This is a genomic window from uncultured Anaerotruncus sp. (assembly GCF_902490045.1).
Taxonomy (GTDB): Bacteria; Bacillota; Clostridia; order Oscillospirales; family Ruminococcaceae; genus Anaerotruncus.
Genome location: NZ_CABUCJ010000044.1, coordinates 1 through 18,621, shown reverse-complemented (window position 1 = coordinate 18,621; position 18,621 = coordinate 1). Strand labels below are relative to the sequence as shown.

18 protein-coding genes are annotated in these 18,621 nt (G+C 64.4%); 4 read left to right on the top strand and 14 right to left on the bottom strand.

Features of this window, described 5'->3' with window-relative positions; translation table 11 throughout:
- Positions 1-173 precede the first annotated feature (173 nt).
- The 8 genes from RDM88_RS06495 to dapA form a co-directional block, all read right to left on the bottom strand.
- Positions 174-962, bottom strand: a complete 789-nt coding sequence (locus RDM88_RS06495) for an electron transfer flavoprotein subunit beta/FixA family protein (RefSeq protein WP_308754056.1) — start codon at positions 960-962, stop codon at positions 174-176.
- Between the two features lie 84 nt (positions 963-1,046).
- Positions 1,047-1,805: a fumarylacetoacetate hydrolase family protein gene (locus RDM88_RS06490; protein ID WP_308754055.1), complete on the bottom strand. Its 759-nt coding sequence runs from the start codon at positions 1,803-1,805 to the stop codon at positions 1,047-1,049.
- 264 nt (positions 1,806-2,069) lie between these two features.
- Entirely contained in the window at positions 2,070-2,780 is a 711-nt protein-coding gene (locus RDM88_RS06485; RefSeq protein WP_308754058.1) for an ABC transporter ATP-binding protein, read from the bottom strand.
- Positions 2,781-2,790: 10 nt separating this feature from the next.
- Positions 2,791-3,588 carry an ABC transporter ATP-binding protein gene (locus RDM88_RS06480; RefSeq protein ID WP_374045422.1) on the bottom strand — a complete coding sequence of 266 codons (798 nt, stop codon included), beginning with the start codon at positions 3,586-3,588 and terminating at the stop codon, positions 2,791-2,793.
- Positions 3,588-4,562 carry a branched-chain amino acid ABC transporter permease gene (locus RDM88_RS06475; RefSeq protein WP_308754053.1) on the bottom strand — a complete coding sequence of 325 codons (975 nt, stop codon included), beginning with the start codon at positions 4,560-4,562 and terminating at the stop codon, positions 3,588-3,590. Before RDM88_RS06475 ends, RDM88_RS06480 begins: the two co-directional genes overlap by 1 nt.
- 12 nt (positions 4,563-4,574) lie before the next feature.
- A complete protein-coding gene (locus RDM88_RS06470; protein WP_308754052.1) occupies positions 4,575-5,447 on the bottom strand; it encodes a branched-chain amino acid ABC transporter permease in 873 nt (290 codons plus the stop codon).
- A 150-nt stretch (positions 5,448-5,597) separates the two neighbouring features.
- A complete protein-coding gene (locus tag RDM88_RS06465) occupies positions 5,598-6,815 on the bottom strand; it encodes an ABC transporter substrate-binding protein (RefSeq protein ID WP_308754051.1) in 1,218 nt (405 codons plus the stop codon).
- Positions 6,816-6,882: 67 nt separating this feature from the next.
- A complete protein-coding gene (dapA, locus tag RDM88_RS06460; protein ID WP_308754050.1) occupies positions 6,883-7,812 on the bottom strand; it encodes a 4-hydroxy-tetrahydrodipicolinate synthase in 930 nt (309 codons plus the stop codon).
- A gap of 268 nt (positions 7,813-8,080) precedes the next feature.
- Here dapA and RDM88_RS06455 point away from each other — a divergent pair, with 268 nt between their 5' ends.
- From RDM88_RS06455 to RDM88_RS06440, 4 genes are all read left to right on the top strand, one after another.
- Positions 8,081-8,839 (top strand): TatD family hydrolase, encoded by a 759-nt coding sequence (locus RDM88_RS06455; protein WP_308754049.1) that lies wholly within the window; start codon positions 8,081-8,083, stop codon positions 8,837-8,839.
- Positions 8,840-8,854: 15 nt separating this feature from the next.
- Positions 8,855-9,940: an iron-containing alcohol dehydrogenase family protein gene (locus tag RDM88_RS06450; protein ID WP_308754048.1), complete on the top strand. Its 1,086-nt coding sequence runs from the start codon at positions 8,855-8,857 to the stop codon at positions 9,938-9,940.
- A 121-nt stretch (positions 9,941-10,061) separates the two neighbouring features.
- Positions 10,062-10,790 (top strand): FCD domain-containing protein, encoded by a 729-nt coding sequence (locus tag RDM88_RS06445; RefSeq protein ID WP_308754057.1) that lies wholly within the window; start codon positions 10,062-10,064, stop codon positions 10,788-10,790.
- A gap of 137 nt (positions 10,791-10,927) precedes the next feature.
- The gene (locus RDM88_RS06440) at positions 10,928-12,217 is read left to right on the top strand and encodes a lactate racemase domain-containing protein (RefSeq protein WP_308754047.1); all 1,290 of its coding nucleotides are present in this window, start codon (positions 10,928-10,930) and stop codon (positions 12,215-12,217) included.
- A 41-nt stretch (positions 12,218-12,258) separates the two neighbouring features.
- Here the strand turns inward: RDM88_RS06440 and RDM88_RS06435 are convergent, their stop codons facing one another.
- From RDM88_RS06435 to RDM88_RS06410, 6 genes are all read right to left on the bottom strand, one after another.
- Complete coding sequence (locus RDM88_RS06435) at positions 12,259-13,023, bottom strand: glutamine amidotransferase (RefSeq protein ID WP_308754046.1); 765 nt, start codon at positions 13,021-13,023, stop codon at positions 12,259-12,261.
- Between the two features lie 30 nt (positions 13,024-13,053).
- The gene (locus RDM88_RS06430) at positions 13,054-14,289 is read right to left on the bottom strand and encodes an amidohydrolase family protein (RefSeq protein ID WP_308754045.1); all 1,236 of its coding nucleotides are present in this window, start codon (positions 14,287-14,289) and stop codon (positions 13,054-13,056) included.
- A 13-nt stretch (positions 14,290-14,302) separates the two neighbouring features.
- The gene (locus tag RDM88_RS06425) at positions 14,303-15,217 is read right to left on the bottom strand and encodes an ABC transporter permease (protein WP_308754044.1); all 915 of its coding nucleotides are present in this window, start codon (positions 15,215-15,217) and stop codon (positions 14,303-14,305) included.
- Positions 15,218-15,219: 2 nt separating this feature from the next.
- A complete protein-coding gene (locus tag RDM88_RS06420; RefSeq protein ID WP_308754043.1) occupies positions 15,220-16,278 on the bottom strand; it encodes an ABC transporter permease in 1,059 nt (352 codons plus the stop codon).
- Positions 16,275-17,837, bottom strand: coding sequence for an ABC transporter ATP-binding protein (locus RDM88_RS06415; protein ID WP_308754042.1), 1,563 nt, complete (start codon positions 17,835-17,837; stop codon positions 16,275-16,277). The genes RDM88_RS06420 and RDM88_RS06415 overlap by 4 nt, the downstream gene beginning before the upstream one ends.
- 63 nt (positions 17,838-17,900) lie before the next feature.
- The coding region (locus RDM88_RS06410; RefSeq protein ID WP_308754041.1) for a BMP family ABC transporter substrate-binding protein at positions 17,901-18,621 on the bottom strand (721 nt) is incomplete at its 5' end.

Here is an 18,621-nt window from a genome sequence, read left to right as displayed (position 1 = left end):
ACCGCGCCCGCGGGGCCCTTTTTGACGCAGATGCGGCACATTTTGCAGGCCGCGTTGACCGAAACGCGCCCCTCGTGTTCCTCGAGCGCGCCGAAGGGACAGAGCGCCGTCAGCGCGCGGGGGTCGGGGATTTTCTCCTGATGAATCACCAGCCTCGGCATAACGGGGCCTCCTTACACAAACTTTTTGTCGCGCAGCAGCGCGTAGAGACGGTCGGAGAGGGCCTCCCCCTCCTCCTTCCACAGCTCCCGGCGGTCGTTTGCCGCGGGCGGGAAGATGCGCTGCACCTGGGTGGGCGAACCGTTCAGACCGTAGTGGCCCTCCTCGCGGTCCTCCATCTCGTCGAGCGTGAGGATTTCGACCGGCCGCCCGGCGCTCGCCGTCTTTTTGACGTAGGAGGGCAGGCGCGGCTGGAAGATGTCCTGATCGACGGTGAGCAGGCAGGGAAACCGCACCTTCACCCGCTCGATGTCGTCGGGCATATCCATCTCGGCCGAAATGCCGTCCTCCCCGATTTCAAGGATTCTGCGCACGTTGGAGACGCTCGGGATGCCGAGCCACTCGGCGAGCTCCGGCCCAACCTGGGCGGTGTCGCCGTCGGTCGTCTGCTTGCCGCAGAGGATGAGATCGAATTCACCGAGCCTGCGCACCCCCTGCGAGAGGGCGTAGCTCGTGGCGAGCACGTCCGCGCCGCCGAACCGCCGGTCGGAGAGGAGCACCCCCTCGTCCGCGCCCATTGCATAGGCCTCGCGGATGACCTCGGCGGCCTGCGGCGGCCCCATGCTGACGACCGACACCTTCCCGCCGCTCTGCTCCCGCAGGCGCAGGGCGGTCTCGAGCGCGTAGAGGTCGTAGGGATTCATCTTGGAATCCACCCCGCCCCGCTTGAGGGTGCCGGTCACCGGGTCGATGTCCACCTTGTTGGTCCCGGGGACCTGTTTGATGCACACGAAAATATTCATCTGCGCTTTTTCCCCTTTATCCAGTTCTGTTTTTCCGGCAAAAGGAGGCCGTCGGGACTGCCGGCGGCCTCTGCGTTCCGTTTCTTACGGCGCGCCCACGACGCTGTCCAGCCTGCCGATCCCGCCGATCTCCACCGACACCCGGTCCCCGACCCGCATCGGCCCGATGCCGAGGGTGGTCCCTGTCAGGATGACGTCCCCCGGCTCGAGGGTCATGACCGCCGAGATGTGGCTGACGATCATGTGCGGCTTGAAGAGCAGGTGCTTCGTGTTGGAGTCCTGCACCACCCTGCCGTTGAGGATGGTGCGAATGGGCAGGTCCGCGGGGTCCGCGTCGGTGTCGACGCAGGGACCGAGCGGCAGGAAGGTGTCGAAACCCTTCGCCACGGTCCACTGCCCGTCGGTGGGCTGGAGGTCGCGGGCGGTCACGTCGTTCGCGCAGGTGTAGCCGAGGATATACTCCCCCGCCGCTTCCTCCGGGACGTTTTTGGCGCGCTTCCCGATGACGATCGCAAGCTCCCCCTCATAGTCGACCCGCGCCGACTGCGGCGGATAGACGATCGCCTCCCCCGGCCCGATGACCGCGGTGGCGGGCTTCATGAAGATGACCGGCGTCTCGGGCACCTTCTCATGCGATTCAATGATATGGTCCATATAGTTGAGTCCGACGCAGACCGCCTTGGTGGGTTCGACCGGCGCGAGCAGTTTCACCCCGGAGAGCGGCGCGCCGCCCTCCGCCGGAGAAAACCCCTCCGAAACCGAGCCGTCCAGCCATTCCACCCGGTCGCCGCAGAGCTTTCCGTAACGCGCGCGGCCCTCGTGGAGCACCCTTACCAGTTTCATATCCGCCCCTTCTCCCTTCTTACTCATCAGATTGTCAGACATTAAAGCAGCCGTCCGGACGCTCGCTGCGCCCTCCGCGCCGCCAAAACGCCCGGCGGGACGCGGCCCTTCCCCGGATCATTTTAACATGCCGCGTATCCCGCGCAAAGTGTGAAAATCCCGATTTCCAGCGGGAAAATCCCGCGCTTTTCCGCGGACCACCGCTGGTGGGAAACGGCCCGGCGGCCGGCCCGCGCCCCCGCCGCGGCCAGCTTCTCCCTTCCGTCAGCCGCCGAGGTATGCCTTCTTGATATCGGGGCTGTTGAGCAGCTCCTGGCTCGGGCCGCTGCCCACGATGTGCCCGACCTCGAGCACATAGGTGCGGTCGGAGATGGACATCGCCATGAACGCGTTCTGTTCGACAATGACCACCGGGGTCTTGCGGGTGCGGTTGATCTTGACGATCGCGTCGAACATCTCGTCGACGATGACGGGCGCGAGTCCGAGCGACGGCTCGTCGAACATGAGCAGCTTGGGGTCGCTCATCATGCCGCGGCCGATCGCGAGCATCTGCTGCTCGCCGCCCGAGAGGGTCCCGGCGAGCTGCCTGGCACGCTCCTTGAGGCGCGGGAAGAGCTCGTAGACCTCCTCGACGTGGCGGTCGAGCTCGGCCTTGGAGTACTTTTTGCTGAACGCGCCCATCTCGAGGTTTTCGAGCACGCTCATCTGCGGGAAGACCTCGCGGCCCTCGGGGATGTAGACGATGCCGCGCCCGACGATGAGGTGCGCCTTCAGGCTGCTGATGAATTCGCCGTTGTAGGTGATGTCCCCCTTGGAGGGGCGGTTGATGCCCATGATCGTCTTCATCAGGGTGGTCTTGCCCGCGCCGTTGGCGCCGATGATCGAGACGATCTCGTTGTCCCCCACCTCGATGGACACGTCGAAGAGGGCCTGCACGTTGCCGTAGAAGACGTTGATCCCGTTTACCTTCAGCATAGCCATAAGCCTAACCCTCCACCGCCGGCGGGAGATCCACCGGCTTATACTTGTCGCCGAGATAAGCGCGGATCACCTCGTCGTTGTTCTGGATCTCATAGGGGTTCCCCTCGGCGATCTTCGCGCCGAAGTTGAGCACGGTGATCTTGGTGCTGATGTTCATGACGACGTCCATGTTGTGCTCGATGAGGAAGAGGTCGATCCCCTTCTCGTGGGTCTTGAGCAGGATATCGACGAACTCGCGGCGTTCGGAGGGGTTGAGCCCCGCGGCCGGCTCGTCGAGGATGAGCAGGTCGGGCTTCATCATGAGCGCGCGCCCGAGCTCGGTCATCTTCTGCTTGCCGTAGGCGAGGTTTTTGACCTTCTCATGCCGCAGGTCGGCCATGCCGATCTCCTCCAGCACCTCCTCGGCGCGTTCGATAAGCAGCTTCTCCTCCCGCTTTTCGCCGCGCAGGTCGACCAGGAACTGGATGAGCCCGATCTTGGTCATCTGGTGCGCGCCGATCATGAGGTTCTCGAGGACGCTCATCGAGCTGAAGAGCTTGAGGTTCTGGAAGGTGCGCCCGATGCCGAGCCGGGCGATCTGGAAGACCGGCTTCCCGCTGATCTGGGTGCTGCCGTAATGAATCGTCCCGTCGCTCACCGGCAGCACGCCGGTGATCATGTTGACGGTGGTGGTCTTTCCGGAGCCGTTGGGGCCGATCAGGGAATGGATGCAGTTTTTGGGCATTTCCAGCGACAGGTCGTTGACGGCGACCAGCCCGGAAAACCGTTTGGTGACATGTTCCAGCTTCAAGACAGGTTCCATCATCCGCGCCCTCCGGTCTTTTCTTTTTTGGCCATCCAGAACATCCCCAGCCGGTTCTCCTTCGTGAAGAGGGAGACGAGCCCGTTGGGCAGGAAGATCGCGAAGAGCAGGGCGATGATACTGAAATAGAGCCAGTAGTTGGTTCCCAAAAAGCGCAGCATCTCGGGCAGCAGGGTGATCATCGTGGCGCCCAGGATGTTGCCGACGACCGAACCGATGCCGCCGAGCATCATCATGATGAGGTAGTTGGCGGAAAGGTCGGTGGTGAAGGTGGTGGGGTTGATGTACCCCATCAGGTAGGCGTACATCGCGCCGCCCAGGCAGCCGAAGACGGTCGCGAGGGTGAACGCCTGGATCTTAATCTTGGCGATGTCGATGCCGCACGCCTCGACCGCCTCGACGTTGTCGCGGATCGCCTTGAAGACGCGGCCCCACTTGGAGTGGACGATGCGCCACGCGGTGAAGGCGAGCAGGACGACGGCCGCGAGATAGAGGTAGTAGACCTTGCGGGAGGTGTCGAGCGGGTAGCCGAAGAGGACGATGTGCGGAACGCCCTGCACGCCCATCGTGCCGCCGGTGAGCTCGACCCAGTTGGTGAGCACGAGGCGGACGATCTCGCTGAAGCCGATGGTGGTCAGCGAGAGGTAGACGCCCTTGAGGCGCAGGCTCGGGTAGCCGAGCACCCAGCCGATGGCGATACCCATGACGATCGCGAGGAGAAACCCGATCCAGGGCGAGGTGCCCAGGCGGGTGCTCGTGAGCGCGGCGATGTAGGCGCCCAGCGCCATGATGCCGGCGGTGCCGAGGTTCATCTGTCCGGTGAGGCCGGTGATGAAGTTGAGCCCCATGACGATGACGATGTTGACGAGCGTCTGGCTGAGCAGGATATGTACATAGGCGTTGTCGTAGCTCATCGGGAAGACGATGAGCACCGCCAGGAGCAGGACCAGCGAAACACGTTTTACGATTTTCATATCCGGCCCCTCCTAGCGTCTGTGTCCGAGCAGGCCGGACGGTTTCACAAGCAGGAAAACGATGAGCAGCACGAAGGCCACGCAGTCCTTATAGAGCGTCGGGATGATCAGCGTGCTGAGGTTCTCAAAGATGCCGATGAAAATGCCTCCGGCGATCGCGCCGGGCAGATATCCGAAGCCGCCGATGACGCCGGCCGCGAAGCCCTTGAGTCCGATCATGTTGGCGATCGTGAGGTCTATGGTGAAGAGCGGGATGACCATGATGCCGATGGCGGAGCAGATCACCGCGCTGAGCGCAATTGTCAGGTTGATGTTGGCGGTCACGTTGATGCCCATGAGGGTCGCGGCCGTCTTGTTCTGCTGGACGCAGCGCATCGCCTTGCCCATCTTGGTGGTCTTGAAGAAGACCTGCAAAGCGGTGACGATGACCGCGGACACGAGGATGATGGCGATGTTCGCCTTGGGGATGACGATGTTCCCGACCTTGACGATCCCCTTGAGGAAGCCGGGGACGGTGAAGGGGGTGGCGCCCCAGATCACGCGGGCGGACTCGGTGAGGATGCGCCCGAGGATGACGGTGCCGATGACGGCGAAGACGGGGGACGCCATGTTGCGCAAGGGATTGAAGATGCCGGTTGCCACGAGCACGCCGAAGAGGAACATGGTGGCGACGGTGGCGATGACGGCGACGACGGGCGTGGCGCCCATGCGGACGATGAACTGCCCTGCAAAGACGTAGGCCCCGAGCATGATGAGCTTGTCGTGGCTGAAGTTGAGCAGGCCGGTCGCGTTGAAGATGATGGTGTACTCGATTGAGACGAGCGCGTAGATGAACCCGAGGGCCAGCCCGCTGACAATCAATTGGACGATGATTTCGGCTGTCATTCTTTCACCCCTGTATTCTTTGCTGTTTTGTCAGCGGCGCGCGCAAAACAGCCGTATTCTGCATGGAGAAGGGGGCCGCCGGGCGCGGGGCCGCCGAATGGCGGTCCCGCGCCGCGCCCCCGGCGCGTGGGAGAGATTCCTGCGGCCCGGTCAGCTGTTGAGGTCGACGTATTCGACCATCGTGGGCACCTTGTCGAGGATCTGCGCGATGACGCAGCCGTGGAGCAGGTTGCCCTTGTCGTCGCATTTGTAGCTGCCCTCGGGGAGGGTGAGGCCTTCGGTGGCCGCGAGCGCGTCGCGGACCGCCTGCGGGTCGTCGGAACCGGCGCGCTCGATCGCGTCGGCGAGCACATAGGTCGCGCTGTAATAGGTCGCGGCGTAGAGCTCGGGGGCGTAGCCGTACTTATCGGTGAACTTCTTGGTGAAGTCGGCGGTGATCTGGTCGTTGCTCGTGGAGACGAAGTCGGTGACCGAGTACCAGCCCTCGACGTATTCGGGCTCGAGCAGGTTGAGCACCTGGTCCATGACGACGCCGGCGGAGGCGATGACCGGGACCTCGACGCCCAGCTCATAGAGCTGGCGGGCGGTCAGCGCGACCTCCGCGTCGTCGGTCCAGGAGATGATGCAGTCGACGTTCTCGCTCTTGAGCTGCATGATCTGGCCGGTGAGGTCCTTGTCGCCCGCGTTGTGGCCGACGGCGACGTAGGGCACGCCCGCCTCTTCCAGATAGGCGATGATGACGTCGCGGCCGCCGGTGCCGAAGTCGTTGTTGTTGAAGGAGATGCCGATCTTGGTGGCGCCGAGCTTCTCAATCGCGAACTTGGCGGCGACCTGTCCGTTGATCGTGTCCGCGGGACGGCAGCGGAACATGTAGGGGTTGCCGGCCTCCTCGAGCTTGGGGCTCGTGCCGCCGGTCAGGAAGGCGACCTGCGCGTTCTTATAGAGCTCGTTGGTCGCCATGGCGTTGCCGCTGGTGTGGGGGCCGATAACCGCCGCGACGTCCTGGGTGAGGATCTTGGTGACGACGTTGACCGCGGTGGTCTGGGTGTTCTGGTCGTCCTCAATCGTATAGACGAGCTTCTTGCCCAGCACGCCGCCGCTCGCGTTGATCTCCTCGAGCGCCAGGTCGACGCCCTCGCGGGTGCGCTGGCCGGCCAGCGGGAAGTTGCCGGTGAGCGCGCAGCTCAGGCCGATGAGGATTTCGCCGTCGGTGGCGGGAGCGGCGTCGCCCTCGGGGGAAGGCTCGGCCGGGGCGGCGGGGGCCGCGTCCTGGCTCGGGGCGGCGGGAGCCGCCGCGGTGTCGCCGCAGGCGCCCAGCATGGCCGCCATCATTACCACTGCCAGTAGGATTGCAAGATGCTTTTTCATTTTGTTTCCTCCCGTTACTTGTTCTCTTTCCACAGCCCCGCCTCCGCGGAGCCAAAACCACATCTGATCAGGAGAGCTTTCCGACCTGCTTCAGCACGTCCACGAGGACCGCTTTCTCCTCGTCGGTGATGGGGGCGAGCGGGCTCCTGGCGGGGCCGACCTTGATGCCGGTCACGAGCTCGATGGCGGGGCGCATGATCGAGTTGGGCAGGATGCGCCCGTTCTGGCCGCAGCTCTTGCAGAAGCGGTAGAGCGGGACGAAGAGCTCCTTGGCCTTCTCGTTCTCGCCGGCGGCGAACGCCTTCATGATCTCGCGGATCTCGTGCCCGAAGATGTGCGCGCCGCCCGAGACGAGGCCCATGGCGCCCTGTACGATGGTGGGCAGCAGCATGATGTCGTCGCCGTTGAAGATGACGAACTCGGGGTTCACGTCCTCGGTGGCGAGGAAGTAGTCGGTGACCTGGGTCGGGTTGATGCCGGCCTCGTCCTTGATGCCGATGATGTTGGGGATCTTGGCGAGCTCATGGACGGTGGGGGCGTCGATGTTGATGCCGACGAAGATGGGGATGTTGTAGAGCAGGATGTTGACGCCGACGCTCTCGGCGATTGTCTTATAGTGGTTGTAAACGCCCGGCTGGGTGGGTTTGTTGTAGAAGGGGCAGACGACCATGCACAGGTCGATGCCGAGCGCCTCGGCCTTCCGGGTAAGGGCGACGGTCTCCTTGGTGGAGGCGCAGCCGGTGCCGGCGATCACGGGTTTGCGGCCGGCGCTGACGCGGACGGCGGTCTCCATGAGCTTGACGCGCTCGTCGAAGGTGCAAAGGCTCGCCTCGCCGGTGGTGCCGGTGACGATGAGGGAGTCGCACAGGTCGTTCTTGATGAGGTATTCGATCAGTTCCTCATAGACCTTGTAGTCGATCTCTTCCTTCTCGTCGAAGGGGGTCACCAGGGGCAGGAGAATCTGCCCGTATTTCTCGGAAAACTCTTTTCTCGTCATGCTGCGTTCCTCCTAAATTCTGTTTGACATCAGCGCCCCGCATTGCTTATCGGGTTATAATGTTATCTGACATCTTGCCTCCATTATATTCATGCCGAGAAGCCATGTCAATCACCATTCTACAATTTTGTCGTAAATCATTAAAATTAGTTGATATTTTTTGTCGATACAATACATTTTACCCCCTTGACACGCCATTTTGGCATTGTTATAATGAGTGCAGATATCAGACAACCTTATATTCAACCATTTGAAATGGAGGTCGCCTATGATACTCGACGCCCACTGCCACCTCGGACGCGACTGCGTCTACGACTTTGAAGTGACCGAGGAGCTCCTGCTCCGCACCTTTTCGGAAAACGGCATCGACGGCGGCATCGTCCAGCCCTGCATCACCCGCCCCTACCTGGCCGACGCCCGCGAAGCCCACGACCGCATCAGCCGCCTCTGCCTCGCCCATCCGGGGCGGATCTGGGGCATGGTCTCCCTCAGCCCCCACTACACGCCGGAGGACTACTTTGAGGAGGTCCGCCGCTGTGTGCGGGAGCTCGGGTTCGTCGGCGTCAAGCTGACCCCCAACGGCCACGCGGTCGACCTCATGAGCCGCGACGCGCGCACCGTCTACGAGACGGCCCGATCCCTCGGCATCCCGGTCATGGTGCACACCGGCATGGGGATTCCTTTCGCGGACCCCGCGCGCCTCTATCCCCTCGTGCGCGACTTCCCCGACGTCAAAACGGTGATCGCCCACGCGGGCTCCGACTTCTTCACCGTGCAGGCGATGCAGCTCGCGAAGGCGTTCGACCACGTGTGGCTCGAGCCGAGCGGCGTGGGGATCGAGGGGATCGAGAGCTTCCTCTCGGAGCTGCCCCCCGACAAGCTGATGTTCTCCACCGACGTGCCGGTCCAGGCCGCCGGGGAGCTGCTCAAATACCGCCGCGCCGTCAAAAGCGAGGCGGCGCTCGAACAGATTTTTTCCAAAACGGCCATTCAGGTGTTCGGGCTCAGCCCGGACGGCAAACAATAAAAGGAGTTGGTTTCAATGAGAGACGGAGCCCAGATCATCCTCGGCGCCGGCAGATACATCCAGACCCCGGGCGCGGCCGCGCTGACCGGCCGCGAGGCGAAGCTCTTCGCCGACCGGGCGCTCGTCGTCGCGGGACACACCGCGTGGGAGATCGCGGGACCGGACGTGGAAAAGGGCCTGCGGGAGAGCGGCGTGGAATACAAGGTCCATCCGTTCTCCGGCTTCTGCAGTGAGACGACGGTCGGCTCGATCGTCGCGGACGCCCGTACATACGGCGCGAAGCTGGTCATCGGCGTGGGCGGCGGCAAGTGCATGGACGCTTCCAAGCTCGCGGCCGACCGGCTGGGCGTGCGGGTCGTCACGGTCCCGACGACGGCGGCTACCTGCGCCTGCTACGCGACTGTCTGCATCAAATACGACGACACCGGAACGCCCGACTGCAACGAATACTGCAGCCAGCCGGTGGGCGCCGTGCTGGTCGACACCGACCTGCTCTCCCGCCGCTCCCCCGCCCGGATGCTCGCGGCGGGCATCGCGGACGCGATGGCCAAATACCCCGAGATCGACTTCAGCATCCGCTTCGTCAAGGGCTGGGACATCACGATCATGCCCGTCTCGGCGCTGCAGGTGGCAAAGTCCAACACCGAGAAGTACTTTGCCGACGCTGCCGCGAGCGTGCGGGACGCGGAGGCCGGACGCCTCACGCCGGTCGTCGACGACATCCTCTTCACCAATCTCGCGCTGACCGGACTCACCTCCCAGCTTTCGAGCGGCAGCAAGCAGCTCGCGATCGCGCACGGCCTCTACGACGCGGTGAGCAAGCTCTATAAGCCCCAGCGCGCGAAGCTCCTGCACGGCGAGATCGTTTCGGCGGGCATTCCGGTGCAGCTTGCGGTCAACGGCTACTCGGAGGAATACATCGAAAAGAACATCCGCTTCTTAAAGGAACTCGGCACCCCGACCTGCATTTCCGACCTGGGCATCGAGCCGTGCGAAGAGACCCTCGAAGCGGTCCTCGATTTCATTTTCACCAACGTGGGTATCGACGAGCCCGGGCTCCAGCAGCAGATCCGCAGGGAGTTCGCCCGCGTCATGAAATAACCACAAAATCCCTGCCGAGGCTTGATGAAAAAGGCAGCGGGTGCTATAATGGAGGCGGATAAGTGCCCTTCCGGTTGTCGGATAATAGGACAGGAACGGACGGCGGGAGGCGGCGAGCGTGATGAAGGTGGTGGGAACGATGAAACCGATCGAACGGATTTCGATCGTCGATCAGGTGATCAACAACCTGAAGGATTACATCGTTGAACAAAACGTCGCTGTGGGCGACAAGATGCCCACGGAAAAGGAAATCTGTGAGATGTACGGCGTGGGGCGTTCGACCGCGCGGGAAGCCTACCGGATGATGCAGGCCATCGACATGATCGACGTCAAGCGCGGCAAGGGGGCCTACTTCAAGGGGGTTCCCAGCGAGCGCACCGACGACAGCTGCGTGGCCTGCTGGTTCCGGGAGCACGGCCAGCGCCTGACGAGCATTATGGAGGTGCGCATGGGCATCGAGACGATGACCGCGCGGCTTGCCATCCAGCGGATCAGCGACCGGCAGCTCGAGCAGCTGCGGGTGATCCACGACCTCTTCATGCAGAGCGCCAAGGCGCGCAACTACGTCAAAATGGCCTTCTACGACGAGGAGCTCCACCACAAGATCGCCGAGGCGAGCGGCAACGAGCTGCTCATCCGGATGGAGAAGATCATTGCGGAGTGCATCGTGGATTACCGTGTGCAGACCTACCTGCTGCCCGACAACGCCGACCATGCGATCACCACCCACGAGGCCCTGATCGGCGCGTTTGAAAAGCGCGACGTCGAGGCGGGCGTCGCGCTCATGACCGAGCACATCGAAAATTCCCTCGAGGACATGGAAGCGATCGTGCAGGAAAAGGAAACCTGAATCTCATCCCGTCCCCGCCGCGGCCGCGGCGGGGATTTTTTATTGCACCGCAATAAAAAATCGGCCATGGCCGCAGGCCGGCCTTAAAATGTAAAACAGACGCGAAGCGGCTGTTTTTTACAGAACGGAGGAACGATATGGACGTCTACGGTGAAATCCTGCGGGGGACCGCGCTCCCCCGCTTCTTTCCCCTGCGCCGGCAATTCGACCGCGGGGAGATCCCCGACGCCGGGGAGGCGGTGCGCCGCACCCTTACCGAAACGGGCGTGCTCGAACGCCTCCGCCCGGGGGACACGGTGGCCCTCACGGCGGGCAGCCGGCAGATCGACCGGCTTCCGGAAATCCTGCGCGCGCTGGCCGAAGCAGTGCGGTCGCGCGGGGCCCTTCCCTTCCTCGTGCCCGCGATGGGAAGCCACGGGGGCGCGACCGCGGAGGGGCAGCGTGAGCTGCTCGCCCGCTACGACGTCACCGAAGAGACGGTGGGCGCGCCGGTGCGCTCCTGCATGGACACGGTGGAGGTCGGCCGCCGGGCGGACGGCGTCCCCGTGCGCATCGACCGGCTCGCCGCCGAAGCCGACTGGATCGTGCCGGTCGGCCGCGTGAAGCCCCACACCGACTTTCGCGGCCGGGTGGAAAGCGGCGTCATGAAGATGCTCGTCATCGGGCTCGGCAAGCGGTACGGCGCGGACCTCTGCCATAGTGCCGGCTTCTCCCGCATGGCGGAAAACATCTGGGAGTGCGGGCGGGTCATCCTGCAAAACGCGCGCGTCGCCTTCGGGGTTGCGCTCGTGGAGAACGCATGCCACCGGCTGCGCATCGTGGAGGCGATCCCGGCGGAGCGGATTCCCCTGCGGGAGCCCGCCCTGCTCGACGAGGCCAAAGCCCTTATGCCGCGCATCCCCTTCGACCCGCTCGACGCGCTCTTCGTGCGCAGGATGGGCAAGGAGCTGAGCGGCGCGGGCATGGACCCGAACGTCACCGGGCGCTCGGCGCAGCTTGGAATCGGCCCGCCGCACGCCGCGCGCCTCGCGGTGCTCGACCTGACCGCCCATTCGGCGGGCAACGCGGCGGGCATGGGAAACGCCGATTTCATCACCGAGCGGCTGCGAAGCAAGATCGATTTCACCCCCATCTATGTGAACGGGCTGACCTGCCGCGACCCGGCGGGCATGCGGATGCCCTGCGTGATGCCCGACGACCGTTCCGCCCTGCTCGCCTGCCTGCACACCTGCGGCAGCGCCGGGCCCTTCCGTGCCGTGCTCATCGAGGACACGGCGCACATCGAAACGCTGTGGGCATCCGAGGCGCTGCTCGCCGAAACGCTGGAGAATCCCGCCCTCACGGCGGCAGGTCCGCCCCAGCCCCTACCCTTCGACGGCGAAGGCGCGCTCGGGGAACTCGCCTTCCCCACGGCCGCCCTCCTTTAGAAGACGCGAAAGCGCCGGGAAGATTCCCGGCGCTTTTCCCTTTATTCTCCCAATTCCTTTGCCAGCCACCGCAGCAAGCGGTCCCACAGCACGCCGTAGTACTCCCACCCGTACATCTCGGGCGGCGCCCAGTGGGGCGCGCAGTCGGTCGCATAGGCGAGCGTCCGCCCCCCGCCGCACTCCCGCAGCGCGATGATCGGGTCCTTTTCGTGGGAGACGATCACCTGCGCGTCCGGCTTGGGGATCAGGCGGTTATACCCGAGCACGAAGGGCCACTTCTCAGGCAGCGGCGCGAGCACGGGGTGGGCCGACGGGTCGGCCGTGAGGTCCGCGCCCTCGGGGATTTCCACCCGGTCGTCGTAGGGCAGCAGGTCGACGGGGAGGATCTCCTCGATGACCGTGTCCTTATACTTGCCCTTGCCGTCGATGCCGGTGAAGGTCATGTAGCCGCCGATCATCCCGAGCCCGCCGCCCGTCTTCACATAGTCGGCGAGCATCGAAAGCTTGTTGGGGGTGCGCTTGCAGAAGCGCGCCGTGTCGGGGTGCAGCAGCATGGTGCAGGCGCCCACGTCGCTGAGCAGCACCACGTCGTAGCGGGCCAGCGCCGCCGCGTCGGCGGGAAAATCGAGGTGGACCCGGTGGCAGGGGATGTGGGTGACGCGGTGCCCCATATCCCCGAGCACACCGAGCATGATCTGTGCGGATTCGTTATAGCGGGTGCCGCCGAAGCAGTCGTTGCCCTTATATTCGGTCGTGTGCACGACGCAGGATTCCCCAATGAAGAGGATGTCCAGGCTTTTTTTCATCTTGTCCTCCGAAACTTTATTTTGCGGGACTTATCCGGCGCAGAGCTCCCCCTGCTTCATGACCATCGCAACGTCGCGCAAATGCTCAATGTTCTCCAGCGGGCTGCCGGTAAGGCTGATGATGTCGGCGTACTTGCCCGCCTCCACCGTGCCGGTCTCCTCCAGGATCCCGCAGCAGTCGGCGCCGTTGCGGGTGCAGGCGAGCACCGCCTGCATCGGGGTCGCGCCGATCTCCTGCACGAAATACTTGGCCTCCAGCCAGAGGCCGCCGTGGTTGAGGTCGGTGGCCAGCGCGAACTTGACCCCCGCCTCGAGCGCCTTGTGGAAGACGCGGCGGGTCTGCTCGCGGGCGCGCCACACCTTCTGGTGCCACCAGTCGGGCAGCTCGTCCCACACCCATGACTTGTTGTGCGGGCTCTCAAAGCCCTTGACGGGGTCGAAGAAGAGATGCAGGTTGGGATCGCTGATGTAGCCGCCGTACTGGAGGAAATAGGGGATGTCCTCCTCCTCGATGAGGTTGGCGTGCTCCATCGAGTCGACGCCCGCCTCGAGTCCCCACCGGATGGCGGGGCCGCCGATGCAGTGGGCGGCGACCTTTTTGCCGCAGCGGTGGGCCTCCTCGGCGGCGACGGCCATCTCCTCCTTCGTGTAGGCGGCCACCTGGGTGAGGTCGCCGCGCAGGTAGTCGAGGAAGGTGTCGCCGTTGGAGATGTTGGAGGTGAAGAGCTTGATGACGTCGGCGCCGTAATAAATCGCCTGGCGTACCCGCTTGCGCACCTCGTCCACGCCGTCCGCGCCGGTGAACTCGGAAATTTCGGGGGCGGTGCCGTGGGAGGGGCGCACCGGCAGACAGCAGACGAGCAGCCGCGGCCCTGTGATCTCGCCCGCCTCGATGGCGTCGCGCAGGATTTTGTCGATCAGACCGCCGCCGTCCCCGAGCAGGCGCATGGTGGTCACGCCGCATTGCAGGTCGTGGTTGAGGGAGACGTACCCCCGCAGCGCGCGCAGCGGGTCGGGCTTGGTGTGCTGTTCGCGCACCGACTCGCCCCGCTTGGAGTCCTCCCCCGCGTGGCAGTGGGAATCGATGAGCCCGGGCAGGAGGAACTCCTCCCCGCGGTCGATCACCCTCGCGCCCGCGGGGATCTCGATGGAGCCCGCGGTGCCGACCTGCGCGATCTTTTTTCCTTCCACGACGATCACCGGGTCCCTGACCGGCTCCGCGCCGGTCCCGTCGATGAGCCAGCCGCCCTTGATATACGTTTTCATGCTGGAAGCCTCCTTATCGCCCGCCTGCCGCGCGGCGCTTTTTCGTATAGCGGAAAGCGGCGGGCAGCAGCATCAGTATGGTCATCACATAGGGGATCATCTCGACAAATTCCGTGGGGATGCCGAGCCCCTGGAGCTGGATCGCGACGGCGTTGGCGATGCCAAAAACGAGGCTTGCCAGTGCCGCCAGCGGGATATACGCGTTGCTGAACCCGACCGCCGCGACCGCGATGAAGCCGCGGCCGGCGGTCATGTTCTCGGTAAACATCGAGAGGTTGCCGATCGAGAGGAACGCCCCCGCCAGCCCGCAGGTGACCCCCACGAGCCCCTCGACGAAATAGGCGTACTTCCTGGTGCTCAGGCCGTTGGCGGTGAGCGTCCGGGGGTTCTCCCCGAGTGCGCGGATCTTGTAGCCGAGCGGGGTTTTGTAGACGAGAAGGAAGAGCACGGCCACCAGCGCCCACGAGAGATAGACGATGATGTTGTGCCCCGACAGCGCCCGCAGCAGGGGAACGGAGTCGAGCCCGGGAATGGCGATCTTGCCGAGCGAGGGGGTGGTGGGGTCGTAGAACGACCCCTTCCCGCCGAAGACCGGCCCGAGCAGCCACCCGGTGATCGCGATGGCGAACATGTTGAACCCGAAGCCGAGGATGACCTCATGTGCCTTGAGCTGGATGAGGAAGAACCCGTAGAGCAGCGAGGCGGCCATCCCGGCGATCACGGCGAGCAGCATGCCGAGCAGGGCGCTCTTCAAATAGTAGCTGCCCACAACGCCGAAGAAGGCGCCGATCAGCATGAACCCCTCGAGCGCGATGTTGAAGTTGCCCGCCTTGCTGCACACCGAGCCGCCGAGCGCGCAGAGAAGCAGCGGGGTAGCGAGGCTGATCCCCGTCAGAAGGGTGTGCTCGCTAAAGATGATTTCCAGCATCCTCAGTCCCCCTCCCGCATTTTTTTCTTGATGCGCAGGAACTCATAGAGCCCCTCGGCGGTGATGCAGATGACGATCACCGAGATGAGGATGCGCACCGTGTCGAGCGAGACGTCGGTCGCGCGGGACATCGCCCGCGCGCCGTTCTGGACGGCGCCCATAAAGAGTCCGGCCACCGGCACGCCGACGGGATTGAGCCTGCCCATCAGCGAAACCATGATGCCGTTGGCGCCCATGTCGAGCGCAAAGCCGTGGACATATCGGTAGTGGACGCCGAGCACCTCGACGCCGCCGGCGAGCGCGCCGACAGCGCCGCTGGCGAGCAGCGACCAGAACTGCGCCTTCGGGACGGCCACGCCGCCGTATTCGGCGAACTTGGGCGCGAGCCCGATCATCCGGTGCTCATAGCCGGCCTTCATGCGGTTGCAGAAGACATAGTAGCAGACGCACACGGCAATCGCGATGAAGAGCCCCGCGTTGAGCTGGTAGGGCGGCACGAGCTGGGGCAGCTTCGCCGTCTCGAGGATTTCGGGGGTGCGCACCTGCTGGACGGCGCTCGTGATGTCCTCCGGCCGCTGGAACACCTCTGCCGCGAGAAACTGGCAGGCGAGCACGGCGATATAGCTGAGCATCCAGGTCATGATGACCTCGTTGACCCCATGGTAGGCCTTAAGCCAGGCGGGGATGAGCAGCCAGAGCGCGCCGGCCGCCATGGCCGCGAGCAGGCATACCGCCACATGGAGCACGGGGGGCAGCCCGGGCAGGAACGCGCCGACCAGCCCGGCCGTGAGCCCGCCCAGATAGAGGCAGCCCTCGAGGCCCATGTTGAAGATGCCGACGCGAATGGCGATGGCGGACGCGACGCCCGCCAGCATATAGGGCACCGACCAGCGCAGCGTGGTCAGGATGTTGAGCTTTCCGATGAACGCGCCCGAGAGCATGGCGGCGTAGGCGTCGATGGGGTTTTCCCCGGCGAGTAGGATGAAGACGCCGCTGACCACCAGCCCGATGAGCAGCGCGACGAGCAGCCTCAGGAAGGACTGGCCAAGTTCGCTTTTCATGCCGTTGCCTCCCCCTTTCGCACGCCTGCCATGAGCAGGCCGATCTGTTTGTCGGCCTCGGGCGCCTCGGGGTCGACCTCGCCCATGACCTCGCCGCCGAACATCACGAGGACGCGTGTGCTCAGCGAGAGGATTTCATCGAGGTCGGTCGAGACGAGCAGGACGCCGAAGCCCTCCTTCGCGCGGTCGATGAGCTGCTGGTGGATAAACTCGATCGAGCCGATGTCGACGCCGCGCGTCGGCTCCTCGGCGATGATCAGGTCCCCGGCCAGGTTCAGTTCCCGCGCGAGGATGCATTTCTGGATGTTGCCGCCCGACAGGTTCATAATCGGCGTCAGGCGGGAACCCGTCTTGATCGCGAACTCCCCAATCAGCCGGTCGGAGAGCGCCGCGAGTTTTTTCGGTTTCAAAAAGAGCCTGGAGGCCCACGGCGCGCGCCGGTGCGCGCCCATGATGAGGTTCTCGTGGATGTCCGATTCGGCGCAGATGCCGCGCACATAGCGCTCGCCGGTGATGTGCGCGATGCCGATCCGCCGGATGCCGTGCGCGTCGAAGCCGGTGATGTCGCGGCCCCGGTAGCGCATCTTCCCGCCGCTGATGCCGCCCAGAAGGCCGGTCACCGCCTCCACGACGAGCTCCTGCCCGTTGCCGCCCACGCCCGCGATGCCAAGGATCTCCCCCTCGCGCACCTCGAGCGACACGCTTTTCAGCCGGGTGCCCGACGGGCTCGCGCCGCTCGAGAGGCGGTCGAGCGAGAGGATCGTCTCCCGCTCCTCCCCGCTTCCCATCGCGGCGTTGCGCACCTTGCGGACCGTCACGTCGATCCGCTTGCCGACCATCTTTTCCGCGAGGTCCTCCATCGAGCTCTCACGGATGTCGACCGTGTCGATCACCCTGCCCCTGCGCATGACGGTGGCGCGGTCGGCCACCGCCATGACCTCGCGGAGCTTGTGGGTGATGAAGATGATCGATTTGCCGTCCTTTTTGAGCTCCTCGAAAGCCTTGAAAAGCTCCTGCGCCTCCTGCGGGGTCAGCACGGCGGTCGGTTCGTCGAAGATGAGGATGCTCGCGCCGTGAAAAAGGATTTTGAGGATTTCCACCCGCTGCTGCATGCTCAGCGGGCACTCGCTCATCTTTTTCGAGGGGTCGACGGCCAGCCCGTATTTTTCCGAGAGCTCCCGCGCGGTCTTTTCCGCGGCGGCCGTGTCGACAAAGACGCCTTTCCTCGGCTCAAAGGTGAAGACGAGGTTTTCGGCCGCGGTGAAGGAGGGCACGAGCATGAAATGCTGGTGCACCATGCCGATGCCGTGCGCGATCGCGTCGCGCGGATTTTTGAAGCGGACGCTCTCCCCGCCCAGCAGGATTTCCCCGCCGTCGGGCGCGAGCATCCCGTAGAGCACGTTCATGAGGGTGCTCTTCCCCGTCCCGTTCTCCCCCACGAGCGCGTGGACCTCCCCGCGCCGCACATCGAGCGACACATGGTCGTTGGCGACGACCGGCTTTTCCGGGTGGGGGAATATCTTGGTGATCTCCTTTAGCTGCAGTACAATGTCCTCCATGACTGCCTCCCACACACAGTTTCCGCGTCCCTCCGGGCGCCGCGCCCGGAGGGACGGGACAAATTACCTGGTTTCGGTGGTCTTCGGGGGTTCGATCTCCCCGGAGATGATCTTCTGCTCGATCTCCGCGAGCTCGTCCTGGACCTCCTGCGGGACGATCTTCCCATTGACGGCGATGACGGGAGAGCCCTCCTTGAGGCCGTAATAGACCTGCTCGTTGGTGAACTCGCCGTTAAACGCCTTGGAGATCGAATCGAAGGTGGCGTAGCCGTGGTCGAGCAGCGTGGACGCGATGATGTTGTCGGGCGCGAGCGGCGACTGGTCGACGTCGACGCCGACGGCGTATTTGCCCGCCTCCTTGGCCGCGTCAAAGACGCCGAGGCCGGTCTGGTTGGCCGCCTGGAAGATGACGTCGACGCCGCGGCTGTAGAGGCTGGAGGCGAGCTCCTTGCCCTTGAGCGGGTCGTCGAAGGTGTTGGCCCAGGTGACGACCAGCTCGCAGTCGGGGTCCGCGTACTTGACGCCCGCCTCGTATCCCGCGAGGAAGGTGACGATGCCGGGGTTGACGCCGCCGCCGAGGAAGGCGACCTTGCCGGATTCGCTCATTTTGGCCGCGGCCGCACCGCAGAGGAAGGCGCCCTGCTCGGGGTGGAAGAAGAGGGGCTTGAGGTTGGGCTGCGCCTTGGCGGGATCAAGGTCGATCCACAGGCCGATATACTTGGTGTCCGGATAGAGGGGCGCGAGCTCCAGCGCGGCCTCGAGGAAGTTGTCGTAGATGAAGTAG